Below are 19,275 nucleotides of genomic sequence, written 5' to 3' on the forward strand. Positions count from 1 at the left end.
GAGGTCGCGTTCATCGAGCGGGCCGCGACGCCCGGGCGGCGGTGGTGGCCATGTGTACGAGGGCCGACTTGAACAGCACCCCCGGGCCGAGGCCGAGAGTGATCCCGGCGACAAGGAAGACAGGCAGGGTGGCCGTGCGCACGCCGATCGCGTCCCTGGCCGTCTTCGGACTGTTCACCTCTGTGGATCCCGGGTTAGTCGGCGAAACCCTGCACCACCCGTCCCGCGCGTCGGCCGGGCTGATCGTGTTCGCCGTGTTCGGGGTCGCCGGGAGGCGACGGTACGCCGGCCTGACCGCCGGCTTCCGGACGGTCTGCGGAGTCGGAGCCACGGCGGCGACGCCGGTCAGCAGCAGCACACCGAAGACGGCGCCATATGGGCGGGCGGAGTGCATGATCTCCAGTGCCGGGGCGTCGTGTGCGGCTGCGCCGTGCGTACGCGGACGCATGGTCGACATCATCGACATGAGAGCACTCCGATCCATGAGAGTGGATCCGGTGGCTTTGCGGTCACCGGCTACGGTTGCCAACGTGCAGCTGGTGCCGTTATCTCCCATTTGGGATAGACAGCTAAAGATGACGGTTATTTCCGAAAGAGGTAGCCGGGGAGGCGGCCATGGATCTTCGGCAGATGGAGGCCGTCGTGGCGGTGGCCGAAGAGGGCGGGTTCAGCGCGGCGGCCCAGCGGCTCCACGTGGTGCAGTCCGCGGTCTCCAGCACCGTGCGCGCTCTGGAGCGCGAGTTGGGCGCGCCGCTGTTCCACCGCACCACTCACCGGGTGTCGCTCACACCCGCTGGAGAGGCCTTCCTGTCGGCCGCCCGCGTCACCCTGCAGGCCGCCGATCAGGCCCGTGCAGCCGTCGACCTCGTCGGCGACGAGTTGCGCGGTGAGATCACGGTCGGTGTGATGCAGGGCCTTTACGCCGGTCTTGGCCAGGCACTGGCCGACTTCCATCACGAACACCCCAAGGTGACGGTCCGGCTGCGCCAGGCGCCGGTCGACGAGATCCCGCGGACCCTGCGCGGTGGCATCGTGGACCTGGCCGTCGTCGCAATCGACACCCCGCAGCTGAGGGGGCTCACAACCCGCCTGCTGGCACAGGAGGCCATGGTCCTGGTGACCGCGGCGGACAGCCCCCTGCCGCCCCAGCGGCCGGTGACCCTGGCCGAGGCGGCCGACCTGCCGTTGGTTGACTTTCCTCTGGGCTGGGCGATCCGGCACGAGGTCGACAAGGCCTTCCGTTCGGCCTCCGTCGAGCGCACCACCACGTTCGAGGTGAACGACGTGCTGGCGGCCACCGACCTGATCCGGCACGGTCTGGGCGTGTGCATCATGCCCCCGTCGGTCGCGGCACGGTTCCCTGAGCTGCCGGTTCGTCCGTTCGCCGCGCACGCACCGGCGTGGAAGGTGAGAGTGGTTCATCCGCGTGGAGAACTGCCCCGGGCGGTCGCGGCGCTGCTGCGGCACATCAGATGACCGGGAAGCTCCTCGACTGCGGCACATCGGATGACTGGGAAGCTCCTCGACTGCGGCACACCAGAAGGCGGGGAAACTCTGCGACAGCGGCACGCCTCCTGCATATCCGCTGCCTCCGGCGGTTCGGCGTCGGAGCCAGGGCCGTCGGCGGTCGCGGCCCCGGGCGTCGGCGGCCGCGTGTACGTCACCGACCAGCTCGACAACACGCTGCCGGTGATCGACGCCCGCAGCAGCAAGGTCGTCGCCACCGTGCAGGCCGGGCGGCGCCCGAAGGCGTCGCGGTCAGCACCGACGGCAAGCACGTGTACATCGCCAACAACGCCTCGGCGCGGGTCTCGGTGCCGGACTCCCAGACCAGCAAGATCGTCGCTACCGTGGTCGCACGCCGGCAGGCGTCGCCCTCACCCCTGACGGAAAGTCGGCCTACGTCGCCGACGAGGCAGCCGCCAGGGTCCTGGCCGTCAACACCGGCACCGGGCAGGCGAATACGGTGCCGGTGGGCGATGGTCACTTCGACGTGGCGGTCGTCCCCGACGGGCGCTCCGCTCATGTGTCGGAGCCCGGCCCCGCAACGTATCCGTGATCGACACCGGCAGCCACAAAGCCTCGTCGACGGTTCCCTTGGGCACCTTTGGCACCGACCCGTTCGACGTCGAGGACACCACCCAAGCTGTCTACGTCACGCGGCAGGGAGCGGACATCGTGACGGTCATCGGCCCGAAAACCCTGAAGGTCGTTGCCACCGTCCTTGTGGGCAACAGCCCATACGGTGTGGCGGTGAGCCCCTGACGACGGCGTGCGGTTCAGGCGGCGCGTGCGGTGAGGACGGGCTGGAAGAAGCCGCTGCTCTCGGGAGTCCTCCACGTCGGCTCGGTGAACCCCGCCTCGGTGGTGTAGCCGGTCAACTGCTGCCGGGGGAGGGCCCAATACGTGGTTCTCCGCACGCGGACGCGCCAGTCCCCTCCGTCGGAGACGAGCTGGAAGTGCTCCAGGTCGTAGTGCTCGCCGTCCGCATGCCAGTCCCACAGCTGGAAGGTGATGCTCCTGCCGTGGGGCGACGAGGCGAGTTGCGGCGGGGCCGAGGTGGGCCGCGACCGCAGGATCTCGTCGTAGGGGCGGGTGCTGACCAGCAGCAGCCCCCCGCTGCGCAGAACGCGCCGCATCTCCGACAGGGCTGCGCGCACGTCGTGCGCACCGAGCAGGTGCGGAAGGGAGTTGTCCGCACTCACGACGACGTCGAACAGGCCGTCGGAGAAGGGAAGACGCCGCATGTCCGCTGCCGCGGCGGGCAGGGAGACCCCCGAAGAGCCGCTTCGCGGACGGCACGGGTGATCGCAGATGTGCTGATGTCCGTGCCCGTGACGCGGTGTCCGTGTAGAGCGAGCCCGATGGCCTGCGTACCGATACCGCACGAGCAGTCCAGCACCGAGGCACTGTCCATACCGAGCTCCGCCTGGATCACCGCGTCCAGAGCCTGTCCCTGCCGGGACATGCCGGCGTCCCAGTCGGCATAGATGAGGTGGTAATCGGCCGCGAGCTCATCGTAGAAGTGAGCCACCGCTGAAGCCTCAGGCATGGCGCCAGGCTAGCGCCTCTCCTACTCGTGGTTGCTGTGCCGTGCGGCACCCGAGCGCGGACCCTTGCCTTGCTCCTGTCGTGCCTGGTTGGGTATCGCGCTACGTGCGCGACGGGCGCAGCCAGGCATGATGAGGGGAGCGGAGCGCGTGGAAGCGGAAGCGCGGCAGGACATCGGGGGCGCCCTGCCCGAAGGGCTCGGGCAGGCGATACGTGAGACCGCCGGTGACATCGCCGCGCTGCTCGGCACGGTGGCCGACACGAGCGTTCCCGTGCCCGGGTCGCAGTGGACCGTCGGTGAGGCCGCGGCCCATCTGGCGCAGGCCAACGAGTTGATGGCCGACCTCGCGGCAGGCCGCGAACGCCCGTACGGCGACGGCACGCCTCAGAGCCTGGCCGCGGCCAACGCACGTGCCCTTGCCGAGTTCGGGGAACGCGGCGCGAAGCCGCTGGCCGCGATGATCGTGGAGCAGGCGGACCTCTTTCTCGACGCGGTGGCCCGGCCCGCGGTGGACGGTTCATCGGACCGGAGGCTCGTCACGCCACTGGGCCCCATGGACCGGACCGTTCTCGCCTCATACCTGCTGACGCACATGCTGGGGCACGGCTACGACCTCGCCCGCGCGCTGGGCAGGCCGCACATGATCGACCGCGTTCGGGTCCGGCTGTGCCTGCCGTTCATGCTGGCGGCGATGCCACGAGTCACCGACGCCGCCGCCACCGCCGGGCTGACGGCCCGCTACACGCTCCGTCTGCGAGGCGGCTCGGCGTTCGGCGTCACCTTCACCGACGGCTCGGTCGACGTGACACCGGAGCCGCCTCACCGCCCTGACTGCACCATCCTGACCGAGCCCGTCACGTTCCTCCTCATGGCGCTGGGTCGGTGCGACCCATGGCGGGCCATGGCCCGGGGCCGGGTGCTCGCCTGGGGGCGTAAACCGTGGCTAGCGCCCCGCTTCCCGACTCTGTTCACCGCGCCCTGACCGCGTCACCGGCCATACGCCGGTTACCCGTGGACTGCAAGGGGGCCGCGCTGCGTGGTGCCGGATGAGGGAACCAACCGCTCACGGAGAACCTGTCTGCGATTCCGCTTCTCACCAGGCATAACGACCACACCCTGGCGGGGACACGTCACCGGCTCGACGCATGCCGATCAGCGACGGCCACCTGCTGCTTTCGCGTGACGTTGTGCGGCCGAACAGGTCTGCCGGAACGGGGCGGCACACTTGCGCCGTCATGCCGGGGCAAGGCTGAGATCCGCAGCCGACATGCCCTTTTCCCGAAGCGGAGTCGCCATGAGTCTCCTTTGTCCCACCTTCGGCCGTGTCACGGCCGTCGCAGCCGCAGCGCTGTCACTGGCCTGCGCGCCGGCACCCCCCGCAGACGCGGTCGGCAGCGCCAAGACCATGTGTCTGGACGTCGGCGACAACCGCGACAACGGCGAGCTCGTCGGCATGTGGCAGTGCAGCGCCGGCAATGCCAACCAGACCTTTGTCGTCAAGGACGGCCAGATCAAGGTCGAAGACACGATCGGCACCGGCAAAGAGATGTGTCTTGCCGTCGGTGACGCCCGCAACAACAGCGATGCCACCTACATCTGGCAGTGCATCGCGGGTCTTTCCAACCAGGCCTTCGTCGTCCAGGGAGGCCAGATCAAGCTCGCGGACACGATCGGCACCGGAAAGGAGATGTGTCTGGACGTCGGAGGCACCCGCAACAGCGGCGATCGCGCCCACATCTGGCAGTGTTTCACGGGCCTTTCCAACCAGATCTTCGTCATCCAGCGAGGCCAGATCCAGGTCGCGGACACAATCTGACGCTTCGGCCCTGAGCACCCGCCAAGATCGGCGCCGAGTGGTCCCGGCCGGCGTCAGCTACGGTGCCTCGCTCATCACTCCCCCTCGCGCTGCGCGGTTCTGTCCGGCCGGGGGAGTACCGGCCGGCACGAGTCATGCCGGTGGAACTGCTCACCGACCGCGCCGACATCAGCGCTGCGGCACGGTGGCTGACCGCCGAGGCGCCCCGGGAAGTGCGGGCCTTCGACAGGCCACTGGACCTGGACCGGCCGGGCAGCAACCTCGAGGACCGGATCCGGCGACAGCGCGAGGGCGTGGCGCACCGAGCGGTGCACCAGGTAGGCGGCGGACTGGCCGCCCGCGCGAGGCTGAAGGGGATGATGGCGCCCCGGCTGTCGCAGATGACAAGTCTGAGCGGCAACTGGCTTCGGACCCCGGCCTGTTCGCCCGCCCGGGCACTCGGCAGGATGTCCTCCCGCAGACGCCCGGCCAGTCCACCGCCGCACGGTCGTAGACCACCCGAGTGGGAGCGCGCCGTGCCGCTGCCGTCGACGGGCCGAACACCGTCTACACGGCCCGGGACGCCTCGGCCGACGGCCCCGACCGGGAGACCCGCCACCTGCTCAAACAGCTCGCCGCCGGGCTCACCGACGCCGCCATCGCACGCGCGCTGAGCCGGAGCGGGCGCACCACGCAGAGGCGTATCCGACACCTGATGACCCGGTTGGGAGCAGCCACTCGCTTGGTACGGAGCAGCGACCTTGGGCTGTGGGTCCCAGCCCTGTTCGGGAACGGGCCGGGTTCTGGCCTTGCGGCCAACCGGGACGGACGATCCGTAGGGAGGTGCGTCCCCGCCGCCGGGGCTCAGCAGGCAGCCGACGCCGTGCTGAGCCCCGGTGGCGAACCGGACCATTGGTGTATTAACTGGCCTATGCCGTGAGAGGTGAGGTGGGAGTTCATGCCTCGTGGACAACGAAAAGGGCGATTCGGCCCGTGAGTGGCATCGGTGCGCCGGACGCAACGGGCGGCTTCGAGAAAGCACTGTTCGAGCAGACGAAGGCCGGCCTCGAGGTGTATGACACGGAGCTGCGTGTTCTCAGGGCCAATTCCGCAACGCTGGCCATGCGTGGTCTGCCCGAGAGCCAGGTGATCGGAGCCGACCTCGCGGACCTGGACTCCGGAATCCCCATTTCGCCCATCATGCGTGAGGTGCTGGAGACCGGGGCCACGGTGTTCGACCGCTCGGTATCGGCGTATCCGGCGGCCGATCCGAGACACCGGCACGAGTACGCGGTCACCGGCTACCCCCTGCAGGACGGCAGTCGCTCCATGGGGGCTGCCGCGGTGATCCGCGACGTCACCGAGCAGGTTCGCAAGCAGAAGGATCAGGACCTTCTCCACGTTGCGCGCGCCAGGATCGGCAGTTCCCTGGACTCGCTCCGCACGGCGCAGGAGCTGGCAGACATGTCGGTCCCCGGCTTCGCCGACGGCGTCGCCGTCGACCTCATGGAGTCCGTCCTCACCGGGGACGCCCCGGTGGGCCCGGTCACGGTTCCACTGCCGATGCGCCGTGCCGCGTACAAAGGCCGTGAAGGGCAGTTCGGCGCCTACCCCGTGGGCGGCGCCAGCTACTACGCGTCTCCCACTCCGTACACCCAGGCCTTGGCCGATCTGCGCCCGCGGCTGGTCGACTCGGTGCCCTCGGCCGGTGGGTGGCCGGTTCACGACCAGGTGCGGGCGGAGTACATCGCCAGATTCGGCGTGCACTCACTGATCGTGGTCCCGCTGACGGTGCACGGGATCGTACTGGGGCTGGCCAACTTCTATCGGGCGGCCGGCCACCCCGAGCCCTTCGACGAGCAGGACCTGTCACTGGCGACGCAGCTCGCCTGTTGCGCCGCGGTGTGCATCGACAACGCGCGCCGCTTCACCCGGGAGCACAATGTCGCGGCCGCGCTGCAGCGCAGTCTGCTGCCGCGCGTGCCGCCCGACGTGGCAGCGGTCCGGTCCGCCCACTGTTATGTGCCGGGGCGTTACGGCGCCCATTGGTTCGACGTCCTGCCCCTGTCCAGCTGCCGGGTGGGCCTGGTGATCGGGTACGTTCCGGGGGAGGGACTGCAGGCCTCCGCCGCGATGGGGCGGCTGCGAACCGCCGCGTCCACCCTGGCCTCGATGGACCTGCCGCCCGACGAGCTGCTGGCCCACCTCGACGACGCGGCACGGAAGCTCGCGAGCGAGCAGGACGCGGACTCGGCAAGCCTCCATCAGGGACGGCCGCCGTTCACCGCGACATGCCTGTACCTGACCTACGACCCCATCACCTTCCGTTGTGCGGCAGCTTCCGCGGGGCATGCGAGTCCCCTGCTCACGAGCCCCGAGGGCATCGTCGGCAGTCTCGAGGTGCCCCGCGGGGCATCCCTCGGGCAGGGGGTGCCGCACGAACTTTCCGTCACCGAACTGCGGCCCGGTAGCGTGCTGTGCTTGTATTCGGACAGTAGCCTGGACCGCTGTTCGGCCGAGGCCGACGCCCGCGTCAGCCGTCTGCGTGAGGCGGTGAACGACCCTTCGGCGCCTCCGGAGGAGATCTGCGACGGGGTGGCGTACAGGGTCCTGCACGAGACACCGCCGGACGGGGTGGCGTTGCTCGTGGCCAGAATCCTGGCCGTCGATCCGGACCGCGTTTCCAGCTGGGCCTTCCCGCCCGAGGCGGTCTCCGTGCGTGAGGCCCGGCGTGCGGCGAGGGAGCAGCTGGCTCACTGGGGTCTGGAGGGGGTCGCCGGCGTGACCGACCTGGTGGTCAGCGAACTGGCCACCAATGTGATCCGCCACGCGGAGGGGCCCATTCGGCTGCGTCTGATCCTCGACCGCACGCTGACCGTCGAGGTGTCCGACGACGCCGACACCGCCCCGCACCTGCGCCACGCTCGACTCCAGGACGAAGGGGGCCGTGGTCTGTTCCTCGTCGCCTCCCTCACCCGGCACTGGGGCACGCGCTACGAGGAGACGGGCAAGACCATCTGGGCCGAGCAGGAGCTGACGTGACGGACACCTGTCGGCCCTGGAGCCAGTCGACCCGAGCGCCGAGCGAGCAGCGAACGTCCGCAGGCGTACACGGTGTCCTCGCCCGGCGGTGGACGGCAACAGAAACAGCAACAGCCTGCTGCGGTGAGGTCACTGTTCGCGCATGCCCCAGGGCGAGCCGTATGCCGTCAGCAGGTCCAGGAAGGGACCGGCCGGGAAGGCCTCCGGGCCCAGGACGCCCGAGCCGGACCACGTGCCCGCGGCGAGGAGTTCGAGGGCGACGACAGGATTGACGGCCGTCTGCCACACCACAGCCTGGCAGCCGTACTCCGCCATGGACCACTGGTTGTCCACCACGTGGTACAGGTACACCTCGCGTGGCTCTCCGCCCCTGCTGCCGCGCACCCATGTGCCCGCACAGGTCTTGCCGCGCATGCGCTCGCCCAGCGTGGCGGGGTCCGGCAGACAAGCCGCGACGACGTCGCGGGGCGAGACGACGACCGGACCCCCGGCGCCGTGCACGGTGACCGGGTCGGTGCGGTCCAGGCCCAGCAGGTGGAGCGTCTTCAGCGTCTCGATGAACTCCCGCCCCAACCCGTACTTGAACGTGACGCGCCGGGCGTCGATCCAGCGCGGGACCAGCAGCACTTCCTCGTGTTCCACGTTCACGCACTCGACCTCGCCTATGCCTTCGGGGAAGTCGAACACCTCGGGTTCGCTGAACGGGGCCGTGGTGAACCAGCCGCGCCCTGCCTCGTAGACGACGGGCGGGTTCAGGCACTCCTCGATGGTGGTCCAGATGCTGAAGGACGGCGCGAAGCCGTAGCCGTCCACGGTGAGGTTCGCGCCGTCGCGGATACCGATCTCCTCGATGTCGTCGAAGAGTTCGTCGGCCGCGTACCGGGCGAACACGTCGGACAGGCCCGGCTCCACGCCCATCCCGACGAGCGCCAGCGTGCCCGACTTCGCCCAGTCGGTTGCCTGCGCGAACTGCGCGTCGCCGAGCTTGACCCCGCACTCCTGGTGCGGCCGCTCGGGGTGTGGCCGGGACAGCGACATCGCCATGTCCAAGTAGGCGGCGCCGGCCTGGCGCGCCGCCTGGAACAGGGGCATGACGAACCGCGGGTCGGTGGCGTTGAGCAGCACGTCGCAGCTGTGCTGTGTCAGCAGGGCGGCCACCGCGGCCTCGTCGCCCGCGTCCACGGACTCGGCGACGAACCGGCCGTCGTCGCCGAGGGCCGCGACCGCCCCTTCGGACCGGGCCGGATCGTAGTCGGCCACCACCATCGCCTCGAAGAATGCACGCCGGGCCGCGATCCGGGTGATGGCGGTGCCCACTCCGCCGGCTCCCACGAGCAGTACACGCATGGCAAGAACTCCCTGTCGGTCTCTCGGTCTGTCGAAAAGACGAGGCGCGCCGTGGCGCCGATACAACGCCCGGCGTTCCCGTAAGGTCAATGGTGTTGGCATAAGGGTCGGCGAGGAGGTCGTGGTGCCGAAGCAGGTGGTGTCCGAGGAGAGGCGGCGAAGGCGCCGTCCCACCAGGAGCGGCACCGTGCTGTCCGAGAGCCTGATCGTCCACACCGCGCTGCGGATGCTGCGCGAGCACGGCAGCGCCGGACTCACCGCGCGGCGCCTCGGTATGGCGCTCGACTGCGACCCGAGCACCCTCTACCGCTACTTCCGCGGCATGGACGATCTGACCCTCGCCATCGGTGACGCCCTGATCGGACAGGCTCTGCGTGGTTGGGAGCCGACGGGGCAGTGGCGGGCCGACCTGGGTGCCGTCGGGCTGCGCATCCATGCCGCCTATCTCGCCCATCCACAGGCGGCCCAACTGACGGCCAGCCGCGTCACCGGCCGGGCGAACGAGCTGGCGGCGGACGAGGCGGTCCTTGAGGTGTTGCGCACGGCCGGGTTCCCGCTGCCCGACGCGGTGCGGATCTACCACGCGTTCATCGACCAGACGCTCGCCTTCGCCGCGCTGGACGCCGCCTCCCTGGCCCTGCCCAGCGCCGCGCTGCGCGCCGACGACGACATGTGGCGCTCGACGTACGCCCGACTGCCCGCTGCTACCCACCCGCGTATCGCCGAGGCCGCACCGCTCCTGGCCACCCGCATGGTCACCAGCGCTTATCCGACGGCACTGGAGATGCTGCTGGACAGCGCGGCGGCCCGACTTGCGGCGCTGCCGCGCCGCCGGGGACGGATCTGAAGAGGAGCGCCGGGGAGGGCTACTGGTGGATGGGGCCGAACCGGCCCGGTCGTGCCGCTGCCGTGTCACGGGCGATCAACAGGGGAACCCGGCATCCGGCAGTTCTGTCTGCATCGGCGAGTACCGGCGAACGGCCGGGCGCCCGTGCGATCCGATTTCGGGAGGCGTCATGCAGTACGGGAACGGCATCCGCAAAGTCGCGATTGCGTTGGCCGCGGTTTCGGCCATACTGTCGATGGCCGGATGGCAGCCTGGTGGTCATGCGCCAGGGATGAGCGGGACGGCTTCGGGGGCGACCAATATGGCGGCGTCCTCCGCCGGAGCGTCGGGCTCCGCCGCCTCGACAGCCTCGGCCGGCGGCGTATCGGCGGCTCCGGGAGCGAGTGATTCGCCCGTGTCCGGATCGCCGGACGGTGCGGTGAAGGCCTGTACGGTGAGCAACCTGAGAGCGGCCGCGTACCAGGCCGCTGCCCGTCCGGCCGGCACGGGGACCGGAGCGGCCGTCATCGAGTTCACCAACGTCTCCGGACAGCCCTGTGTCCTGCAGGGCCACCCGTCCGTGGCGGGGGCGGGGAACGGCTCCCCCCAGCTCAACGCACCCCTGTCGGTGACGCGCACGGGCTCCGCAGCACCCGTGCAGGTGGCGCCGAGGGGCAAGGCATGGGTGAAGCTCACCTTCGTCCAGGTCCAAGGCGAGGCCGGCGGCTACTGCACCTCCGGCTCGGAGCCCGTGGTGTACCCCACGCTGGTGATCGGCCTGCCGAAGGCCGGGGCCCACCAAGTGGCCCTGCAGGACGGCGAGTTCGCGGAGTGCGACAACAAGGTGACCGTCACCGCGGTGTCGGCGGCGAAGCCTTCCTGACACCTCAGGTCCCAGCCTCACACCCGGCCGGGTGCCGGCCTGCCGCAGGAATAGCCTCCGCGCCCGGCTGGTACCCGGGACGGCGCGGCCCTCGCCCGCCGATGCCCCCACCGGCCTCGGCCGGGTGTGGTCGGCCGGTCACGTCGCCCCAAAGAGGAGTCCCCATGTCCATGCCCCTGACGGTCGACGCCCGTGAGCACGGCCTGGTCGGTGACGGGACGACCAACGACCAGCCGGCGTTCGAGAAGCTGGTGGACGCGCTCGGTGACGCCTGCGCCGCCGACGGCCGTCCGCGTGTCCTGCGTGTCCCCGCGGGGCGCTACGTCATGCGGGACCGGCCCACGGTATGGCGCACCGGGGTGTCGCTGGTCGGGGCCGGGCGGGGCGCGACCTGCTTCGTCCTGTGCAATCCCGGGAGTCCGACGACACCCGTGCCGCTGACCTGGTTCACCTCACAACAGCACGGTGCGAGCCGGGACAACCATCTGGCGGACGTCACCTTCGCGCACTTCGAGATCGACGGCTCAGGTGTGCGGACGGAGCGGTACGACCCGCTGGCCAAGGGGCTCGGACTCCAGTACGTGTTGCGGGGCCGGTTCAGCGACCTGTACGTGCACGACACTGCGGCCACCGGCTTCGGCTGTGACTTCCTGCAGGACACGTTTGTCGAGGGAGTCCTGGCCGAGAGGTGCGGGCGGCAGGACTCCGGCACGGAGATGGGGGGCGCCGGCATCGGCATCGGCATCGGCGGCTGGGGGGTGGTCGAACGGCTCACGGTGACGGCGTGCACCGCGACCGGCAACGGCACCAACGGCATCTTCGTGGAGTTGCAACGGGAGAACTGGCCGCCGCCCCGCGGCATCCGCATCACCGCCTGCCACGTCGAGGACAACCGGTTCGGGATCTCCGACTGGGGCGCCGACGGGCTGCTGGTCACCTCCTCGACGATGATCGCGAACCACGAGGCCGGGTTCGACGTCTCCTCGCAGGGCACGTCGGGTGTCGGCGGGCGAGGCGGCATCGTCACGGGCTGTGTCATCGACGGCAACGTGCGCGACGGCGTCGGGCTCGGCAACACCCCCGGGCCGTACGCCCTCCGCGGCAACCGCATCAGCGACAACGGACGGTACGGCTACTGGCAGCACAACCTCGCCGGCGGCGACCAGGAAACGGCCACGGACATCGTGCTGGAGGCCAACGACATCCGGGACAACGCGCTCGACGGCGTCCGCGTCGACGCCCCTCTGAGGGATCCGTCCCTCGTGGCCAACCGCGTCCGCAGCAACGGCCGCCGGGCCGCTCCGGCCACCACCCGGAGCGGTCAAGGAGTGCACTTCACCGGCTTGTCGATGAGCGACGAGAACGCCGACTGGCCCGCGGACGGACATCGCGGCAAGCGGCTGACGGTGGGCGAGCAGAGCGCGGTGGTCACCTTCAACACCGGCACCGAACTCTCACTTGCCCCGGTGCGTCCCGGCGCGGACACGGCCTGGCGCGACGGTACGCCCGCACCGGGCTCCGCCTACCGGCTGCCCGGTGCCCCCGACCCCCGCTCAGGGCTGACCGTGGCGGCAACGGTGACCGGGGCGCAGATGCACGGCAACCGGATCTGGGACCCCGTGCGGCCCCCGACCCAGACGCACGCCATGTGGATCACGGCCGACGGCCGCTGGACGGGCGGCCGGGTCTCCGACAACGACCTCGGCGGCAATGCCTCCCAGGCGACCCGCTTCGACACCCCGCCCAGCGGAGGCCGCTGGCGCGACAACGACACGTGACGGCGGCCGACAGACGCCGACCCGGTCGCCTGGGGCCGTCAGCAGGACACACGTGCCCCGTCGGCGGCCGCGCAGCGCAGCCGCGCCCCCTGACGCAGCAGCTCCTGCTGCACAAGGCGGTAGGGCACCTCCCGGGGACGTCGGCCGAGGCGCGCGGCGAGCGCCGCGCACACACCTGCGGCCTGACCCGTCGCCATGGCGATCGGCATGACACGGTAGGAGGAGAGCGCGACGTGCGAGCCGGAGATGCACCGGCCGGCCACCAGCAGCCGCTCGGTGTCCTGCGGCAGCAGACAGCGCAGCGGAATGTCGTAGAAGCGGCCCTGTGGTACCCGCTTGAGGACGGTGCCCGTGCCCGCGGGATTGTGGATGTCGACAGGATAGGCGCCGTGCGCGACGACATCCGGGAACGTACGGGCGTCCAGGATGTCGTACCCGGTCAGCTTGTAGTCGCCCAGGACGCGCCTGGTCTCCCTCACCCCTATCTGGATGCCGCTCTGCACGACGTACGACTCCTCGAAACCCGGTACCCGCTTGCGCAGGAAGCGGTCGATCTGGGCCATCTGGCGGCGGGCGGCGCACTCGGCGCGGGTGAGGTCCCACACGTCCGTGCCCAGCGCGCCGGTGACACGAGTGCTGTTCACGCTCACCTCCCGCGGGTGCGGGGTGGCGAAGAACAGCATGTCCTCGCGCGACAGATGCAGCTCGTCGGCGGCCGTGGCCTGCTCCACGAGGTCCCACAGTCCGTGCACGCCGCGCCACTGGTCGGGATGCGTGCGCACGTAGTGTGCGAACTCCGGGTGCAGGAAGTCGGCGACCCGGAACATCAGTGTCATCGGCTGCACGAGCCCGTCCTCGGGACGGCCGATCTCGAAGGGAGCTCCGCAGGACGCGGCCACATCGCCGTCGCCGGTGCCGTCCACCACGATGCCCGCGTCGATCACCACCGGCCCGGACTTGGACTCGAAGATCACCCGCCAGCCGTCGTCCAGCGGGAGCGCGCCGGAGGCGAAGGCGTGGAACAGCAGGTGTACGCCCACCTCGTCGAGCATGTCGAGCAGAACCAGCTTGAAGAGCTCCGGGTCGAACGGGACGGTGTACCCGGTCTCCAACGACGGCGGGATGGAGCCGCCTGCCGCATGGAGCCGGTCCAGCAGCTGCCACAGGAAACCGGCGACCACCGCCTCGCCCTCGCCGTGGTCGGTCGGCAGGAGGCGGCCTCCTCGATCCCCGGGCTCGGTGAACAGGGCCTGCTTCTGCTCGTTGTGGAACGACATCAACGGCATGACCAGCGCCACGGTCGCGTTTCCGCCGAGGAAGGCGTAGCGCTCCACCAGCACCACGTCGGCACCGGCGGCGGCCGCGGAGTGGGCCGCGGCGGCTCCGGCCGGTCCGCCGCCGACGACCAGGACGTCCGTCCGGCCGCCGTACTGCGCCGGACGGGGCGGCAAAGTGATGGTGCTGGGGTGCGCGGGTGGTTCCAGGATCGGCATTGCTTCTCCCGTCGACTCGTTTCCGGTGTCCCGTCGACTCCTTTCCGGTGCGCAGGGTCTGCCCGGCCCGTCGGGCCACTACGAACTTGCCGCGCCGGGGCCGAAGAGACTCAGGCCGGGCTCGGCGGGCTGCGGTGCGCCGCTCGTGCCGCCGTCGATGCGGTCCAGGAGGGTTCCGCACAGTGCCCCGGTCTCCGCGGCGAGCGTCTGCAGCCGCAGGACCTGGGCGTTCAGGTCCCCCCTCCGCTGCGGGAACTCGTCCCACAGCCGGTCGACCTCGGCCAGCAGCAATCCGGCCTGCTCACGGGCCACACCGACCAGCGCCGGCACCCCGAGGCGCAGTGCGAAGTCGAACACCTTCCCCGAGTAGGGCAGCGGCAGCACCGGCAGGCCGGAGACAGCGGCGAAGATCAGGAAGTGCAGGCGCATGCCGACGACGAGGTCCAGGTGGCTCATGAGACCGAGCACCTGACCCGGGCTGTAGGCGTTGTGCAGGATCCGCCCCAGGTCCGGCGCGGTCATTCGGGACAGTACGGCGTGGGAGTGGCGTACGTCGTGACGTTCCATCGGCACGAACACCACATGGGCGTCGAGACGTCGTACGAGGAAGTCGGCCACGTCGGCGAGCAGCGCGTGGTAGTCGCCCTCGTCGAGTTTCTCGGCCGCCCGGCCCGGTTCCCGTACCGACATGCCCACCAGACGTACGTCGGCGGGTACGCCTTCCTCGCGCATCATCTGTGCGGTGAAGGGTGCCGGCGGCAGCAAGAGCGCCGGGTCGGCGGTCACGGTGAGCTCGCGTTCGATGCCCGCCTCCTCCAGAACCAGTCGCGACTCCTCGTCACGGACCACGACCTCGTCCATCGTCGGCAGGACGGCACGCACCGCTTCCCGATCCTCCGCCTCGCGCAGCGGGCCGGCCCCCACGGCGTAGGCGAAGGTGTGCACGCCGCAGGCCTGTGCCGCCCTGACCAGCCGCAGGTACCGACGGGCCTCGCCGTCGTAGAGAATCCCGCCGCCGCCGAGTACGAGCAGGTCCAGTTGCGACAGGGCGTCGAGCAGCCGCTTCTGGGGCACGCCTTCCCAGTCCACGACCTCGTCGGCACCGGGCTGGTGGACACGGGTGTGTTCGGCGTTCCGGCTGAAAACGACGAGCCGGGCCCGCGGGCGGTGGGCGCGCAGTCGGCTCAGGACGCACATCAGGATCGCCTCGTCGCCGATGTTGAAACCGCCGTACGAGCCGAGCACGCCGATCCGCAGAGTGGACGGTGCGGGAGTTGGTTGCAGCGTGCCAGTCATCCGGCACTCCTGTGGGGCGGAGCTGGGGAGGGGGAGCGGCTGCGGCCGAGGAGAAACGCCCCGGAGCAAACAAGACGGCGGCGCGGTGCCCCCGACGGGCTGGGGCCGACAGGGCCCACGTGAACGACGACTCGTCGACCTCCACTTTATCGGCAACGCGACCGTCCTGCCCCGTCACCGCGAGCTCACGGCCCCTTGCTTCCTGCATGTCGGCCGACACGCCTCAACCACAACAAAACGGGCACCCGTCCCCTTGTACGACTTCGAGGCGAGGAGCGGTACGCGATGGCCGAGTACGAACGTTCACGCACCATGCCGGCGCTTCCCGAGCAGGTCTTCGACCAAGCCGCCGACGTCGACCGGTTGGAGGGCTGGATGCCGAACGAGCTGCACGTGCGGGCCGAGGGCCTGCCCGCCGTCACCGTGCATGACGATCACGCCGAGCAGGACACGTCCGCGCTGCTCAGTGCCCGCCCGGACCAGATGCGGCTCGAGTGGGGCACCCGGGACGAGGGCTACTACGCCGGGTGGCTCCAGGTTGCCGGCATCGGCAGCGGGGGCAGCGAGGTGACCGTACACCTGTCGTTCTTCGACGACCGCCACGATCCGGGCGAGCGGTCCGTGCACGAAGCCCTCGACACCAGCCTGCGGCGCTTGGAGGAACAGGTCCGGCTGCGGGCCGAGAACCCCGCCGGCTGACGGGTGCGCCCGTGTGCCCCAACACACATGCGGGCGAGAAGACGCCACCCGATTGGCCTACAAACTTCCAGCTCCCGGCATGTGGGGTACTCCGTTCGGCCGCATGCTGAGGGTGTACGCGTTGCCAATGGACCGCAGTTCAGATCACTGCTTCATCTAGGGGGCACCGTGATCCTGATATCCCTGCTTGTCCCGGTGGTGCTGTTGCTGGTCGTGTTCGCCCTGGACGCGCTGGAGAACTTCCTCTTCCCACCGCCTGAACCGGCCCCGCGGGAAGAAGTCGTCCCGGAACAGACGACATCCGAGTAAAGAGGTGGGGGCAGTCCCTCGTCCGATGACCGGGCCCTTCCACTGATTGTGTGATCACGGTTGCGGACGTCGTGTCGCCGTCCGACACCGTTGTCGGCCCTCTCTTGGTGATCGCGCCCGCGCTCACCGCGTGGTTCGAGGGGCCGTGGACGACTGGCGCGATCGGCGGTGACCTGTACGCCGCCCGCACCGACGGCGCGGTCCGCGTGATGATCGGCGACGTGCGGGGCAAGGGTCTGCCCGCCATCGGCGAGGCCGCCCTGGTACTCGGAGCCTTCCGAAGCCGCCCACCAGCATGCCGCCCTGCTTCAACGGGCCGATGCCCTGGATCGGAGCGTCGCCCGCTACCTCGGCGACTTCGAGCCGGACGACGAGACGGGTGAACGCTTCGTCACCGCTCTGCTGCTGGAGATCCCGACGAGGAGCGCGGCCATGTGGCGCCCCCTGCTCGGTCCGGGCCGTGACCGTCGCGGACCTCACCCCCGCGCCCCCGCTCGGGATCGCCATGACGGCCGCCGACGCCTACAGCCTCGACATGGCGCCCTTCGGCTCCCAGGACACCCTGCTCCCGGACACCGACGGTGTCATCGAGGCCCGCGACCGCAACGGGGTCTGCTATCCGTTCGCGGAACGCACCGCCCAGTGGGCAGCCGACGCTCCCGAGGCCCTGCTCCACCACATCCTTCGCGACCTGCTCGCCCACACCGCCAGATCCCTGGGCGATGACGTCGCCCTCACCGCCATCCGCCGCGCCGCCGCCGCCCCAACCGGCCGAAGGTTGAACGTTGTCAGTGAAGGTTAAGGACCGATAGGTTCCTCTTACCGAAGTGGTGAGCGGGCAAGGGTCGGGGTCGGCAGGGGTGGCAGCCAGGGCGGTGGCGCCGTAGGGGAGCGCCGTACGACGCGCTGGCGGCATTCGAGGCAAATACGCGGCGACGTCGTAAGGAAATGTTCTTGTCTGTTCACTGTCGGGCGTTCGTATGGGCACCGTACGGTGGCGCCCGGCCCGGGACTGGCTTGTGAAGATGGGTAGATGCTGATGCGCGGTGTGGACGGGGAATCCTCGGTATCGAACGGGGGGTCGTCGATACCCAGGCAAAGAGCCGTGAGCGGTTTACAGCAGCCGCTGCCCCCGCTCGCCGTGACCGATCGACCGCCTCACGTACCCACGGACACCCGGGCCCGGAAGAGCGCCGGCGCCCCCGCGCGCGCGGACCGTCGGCTGTACGCCATCGACGGGATCCGGCTGGTCGCCGCGCTGATGGTGGCCGTGCACCACTACGCTGGTACGAATCGGATGAACCACCCGGACAACCGGTACTGGGGCAGACCGGTGTCGGAGATCATGCCGAACGTCTTCCGGGTCGCCTCCTACGGCTGGATCGGCGTCGAGATCTTCTTCGTCATCAGCGGGTTCGTGATCTGCATGTCGTGCTGGGGGCGGACCCCGCGCCAGTTCTTCGTGTCCCGCGTGATCAGGCTCTACCCGGCGTATTGGTTCAGCATCGTGTTCACCACAGTCGTGCTCGTGGCGATACCGGGCGTGTGGGAACGGCTGCGACTGCGCGAGGTGCTGCTCAACTTCACGATGCTGCAGTCCGGTTCGGGCGTGGCGAATGTCGACGGCGTCTACTGGACCCTCTGGTCCGAGTTGCGGTTCTACCTGCTCTTCCTGGTCGTCGTCGCCACCGGGCTGACCTACCGCAAGGTCGTCGTGTTCTGCTGCGTATGGGGTGCCGTCGCGATGCTCGCGCCGGTGTCCGGGTTTCCGCTGCTGGAACTGGTCGCCAATCCGGACGGCGCCTGGTACTTCATCGCCGGACTGGCGCTCTACCTCATGCACCGGTTCGGGTCGGACCTGCTGCTGTGGGGCATCCTCGGCATGGCCTGGCTGATGGGGCAGATGGAGCTGGGAAAGCGGATCGACGAGGTCGAGCATGTGTCCGGATGGCGGGGGAGTGTGCTGATCTTCACCGTGTTCCTGCTGATCATGGTCGCCATCGCGCTCGGGCTGACGGACCGCGTCCGTTGGAAGTGGCTCGTCACCGCCGGGACGATGACCTATCCGCTCTACCTGATGCACTACGCGGCCGGTACCACGCTGATCAACCGCCTGCACGACACCATGGACGCCCGGCTTCTGGTCGCCGTCGTGATCGCAGGCTTCCTGGCGCTCAGCTACCTGGTCCATCGCTTTGTGGAGCGGCCCGTGGCGCGGGTGCTGAAGAAGGGACTGGACACGTCCTTCGCGCGATTGCGCAACGCCGGAAGCGCGGGATGAGCGGCGGCATCCCGGGAGCCGCCCGGCAAACTCAGCCTGAACGGCAATGTGAACGGGCGACAAGACGCGCGTAGCGGTACGGGCCCTCGTCGGGCCCGTACCGCTTCAGGGTGCTGAGCGGTGCCGCGAGGCGCCTCAGGCGACGGGCTCGACGACCCCTCCCGTGCGTGCTCCGCCCGGCACGGCAGGCTCAGCACAGCCAGGAAGGCGAGGACCGCGACCGCGGCGAAGAAGTGGAAGCCCCAGGGTGACCGATTCCGGCGGCGACCAGGGCTCCGGTGATCGACGGGCCGACGATCGAGCCGATCCGGCCTATGGACGTTGAGCAGAATGTCGTAGCACGCTTTCGACGTAGATCTGGATGCGACGCCTGCCAGGTCAGGGACTGCCGCCCGCCCGCGGCGCGTCCGGTCCGTCGGTCCAGGGGGGGCCGCGGGACGAGTGCGAGCCCCCTTCCATGTCCCGAAGCAGCCG

The 19,275-nt window shown here is 69.9% G+C and carries 17 protein-coding genes and 1 pseudogene; 13 read left to right on the plus strand and 5 right to left on the minus strand.

Annotated features, from left to right (window positions below; translation table 11 throughout):
• Window positions 1-10: 10 nt before the first annotated feature.
• Window positions 11-448, minus strand: coding sequence for a hypothetical protein (locus tag ACZ3TS_RS19900; protein ID WP_467619534.1), 438 nt, complete (start codon window positions 446-448; stop codon window positions 11-13).
• A 167-nt stretch (window positions 449-615) separates the two neighbouring features.
• On the opposite strand from ACZ3TS_RS19900, the gene ACZ3TS_RS19905 reads away from it, so the two are divergent.
• From ACZ3TS_RS19905 to ACZ3TS_RS19915, 3 genes are all read left to right on the plus strand, one after another.
• Window positions 616-1,476 carry a LysR family transcriptional regulator gene (locus tag ACZ3TS_RS19905; protein WP_467619537.1) on the plus strand — a complete coding sequence of 287 codons (861 nt, stop codon included), beginning with the start codon at window positions 616-618 and terminating at the stop codon, window positions 1,474-1,476.
• A 30-nt stretch (window positions 1,477-1,506) separates the two neighbouring features.
• A complete protein-coding gene (locus ACZ3TS_RS19910) occupies window positions 1,507-1,887 on the plus strand; it encodes a hypothetical protein (RefSeq protein ID WP_467619539.1) in 381 nt (126 codons plus the stop codon).
• Between the two features lie 168 nt (window positions 1,888-2,055).
• Window positions 2,056-2,265: a hypothetical protein gene (locus ACZ3TS_RS19915; RefSeq protein ID WP_467619540.1), complete on the plus strand. Its 210-nt coding sequence runs from the start codon at window positions 2,056-2,058 to the stop codon at window positions 2,263-2,265.
• A 14-nt stretch (window positions 2,266-2,279) separates the two neighbouring features.
• Here the strand turns inward: ACZ3TS_RS19915 and ACZ3TS_RS19920 are convergent.
• Window positions 2,280-3,052 (minus strand): annotated as a pseudogene (locus ACZ3TS_RS19920) (class I SAM-dependent methyltransferase).
• A gap of 148 nt (window positions 3,053-3,200) precedes the next feature.
• Here ACZ3TS_RS19920 and ACZ3TS_RS19925 point away from each other — a divergent pair.
• The 3 genes from ACZ3TS_RS19925 to ACZ3TS_RS19935 all read left to right on the plus strand — a co-directional run bounded on the left by ACZ3TS_RS19925 (window position 3,201) and on the right by ACZ3TS_RS19935 (window position 7,889).
• The gene (locus ACZ3TS_RS19925; RefSeq protein WP_467619543.1) at window positions 3,201-4,034 is read left to right on the plus strand and encodes a maleylpyruvate isomerase family mycothiol-dependent enzyme; all 834 of its coding nucleotides are present in this window, start codon (window positions 3,201-3,203) and stop codon (window positions 4,032-4,034) included.
• A 423-nt stretch (window positions 4,035-4,457) separates the two neighbouring features.
• Window positions 4,458-4,868, plus strand: coding sequence for an RICIN domain-containing protein (locus tag ACZ3TS_RS19930; protein ID WP_467619545.1), 411 nt, complete (start codon window positions 4,458-4,460; stop codon window positions 4,866-4,868).
• Between the two features lie 972 nt (window positions 4,869-5,840).
• Entirely contained in the window at window positions 5,841-7,889 is a 2,049-nt protein-coding gene (locus ACZ3TS_RS19935) for an ATP-binding SpoIIE family protein phosphatase (protein WP_467619548.1), read from the plus strand.
• A gap of 129 nt (window positions 7,890-8,018) precedes the next feature.
• On the opposite strand, the gene ACZ3TS_RS19940 is transcribed toward ACZ3TS_RS19935, so the two are convergent.
• A complete protein-coding gene (locus tag ACZ3TS_RS19940) occupies window positions 8,019-9,236 on the minus strand; it encodes a saccharopine dehydrogenase family protein (RefSeq protein ID WP_467619550.1) in 1,218 nt (405 codons plus the stop codon).
• 124 nt (window positions 9,237-9,360) lie between these two features.
• Here ACZ3TS_RS19940 and ACZ3TS_RS19945 point away from each other — a divergent pair, with 124 nt between their 5' ends.
• The 3 genes from ACZ3TS_RS19945 (at window position 9,361) to ACZ3TS_RS19955 (ending at window position 12,723) form a co-directional block, all read left to right on the plus strand.
• Window positions 9,361-10,083: a TetR/AcrR family transcriptional regulator gene (locus ACZ3TS_RS19945; protein ID WP_467619552.1), complete on the plus strand. Its 723-nt coding sequence runs from the start codon at window positions 9,361-9,363 to the stop codon at window positions 10,081-10,083.
• Between the two features lie 433 nt (window positions 10,084-10,516).
• Window positions 10,517-10,945 (plus strand): DUF4232 domain-containing protein, encoded by a 429-nt coding sequence (locus tag ACZ3TS_RS19950; protein ID WP_467619555.1) that lies wholly within the window; start codon window positions 10,517-10,519, stop codon window positions 10,943-10,945.
• A gap of 164 nt (window positions 10,946-11,109) precedes the next feature.
• Window positions 11,110-12,723 carry a right-handed parallel beta-helix repeat-containing protein gene (locus ACZ3TS_RS19955; RefSeq protein ID WP_467619557.1) on the plus strand — a complete coding sequence of 538 codons (1,614 nt, stop codon included), beginning with the start codon at window positions 11,110-11,112 and terminating at the stop codon, window positions 12,721-12,723.
• A 38-nt stretch (window positions 12,724-12,761) separates the two neighbouring features.
• On the opposite strand, the gene ACZ3TS_RS19960 is transcribed toward ACZ3TS_RS19955, so the two are convergent.
• Window positions 12,762-14,216, minus strand: coding sequence for an FAD-dependent oxidoreductase (locus tag ACZ3TS_RS19960; protein ID WP_467619560.1), 1,455 nt, complete (start codon window positions 14,214-14,216; stop codon window positions 12,762-12,764).
• A gap of 78 nt (window positions 14,217-14,294) precedes the next feature.
• Window positions 14,295-15,512: a polysaccharide pyruvyl transferase family protein gene (locus tag ACZ3TS_RS19965; protein ID WP_467619563.1), complete on the minus strand. Its 1,218-nt coding sequence runs from the start codon at window positions 15,510-15,512 to the stop codon at window positions 14,295-14,297.
• 285 nt (window positions 15,513-15,797) lie between these two features.
• On the opposite strand from ACZ3TS_RS19965, the gene ACZ3TS_RS19970 reads away from it, so the two are divergent.
• The 4 genes from ACZ3TS_RS19970 (at window position 15,798) to ACZ3TS_RS19985 (ending at window position 18,801) form a co-directional block, all read left to right on the plus strand.
• Window positions 15,798-16,211 carry an SRPBCC family protein gene (locus ACZ3TS_RS19970; RefSeq protein WP_467619565.1) on the plus strand — a complete coding sequence of 138 codons (414 nt, stop codon included), beginning with the start codon at window positions 15,798-15,800 and terminating at the stop codon, window positions 16,209-16,211.
• Between the two features lie 168 nt (window positions 16,212-16,379).
• Window positions 16,380-16,520: a hypothetical protein gene (locus ACZ3TS_RS19975; protein ID WP_467619568.1), complete on the plus strand. Its 141-nt coding sequence runs from the start codon at window positions 16,380-16,382 to the stop codon at window positions 16,518-16,520.
• Window positions 16,521-16,980: 460 nt separating this feature from the next.
• Window positions 16,981-17,322: a SpoIIE family protein phosphatase gene (locus ACZ3TS_RS19980; RefSeq protein ID WP_467619570.1), complete on the plus strand. Its 342-nt coding sequence runs from the start codon at window positions 16,981-16,983 to the stop codon at window positions 17,320-17,322.
• A gap of 303 nt (window positions 17,323-17,625) precedes the next feature.
• Entirely contained in the window at window positions 17,626-18,801 is a 1,176-nt protein-coding gene (locus ACZ3TS_RS19985) for an acyltransferase family protein (protein ID WP_467619572.1), read from the plus strand.
• Window positions 18,802-19,275: the final 474 nt, after the last annotated feature.

The sequence above is a fragment of the Streptomyces sp. NPDC022910 genome (assembly GCF_055561075.1).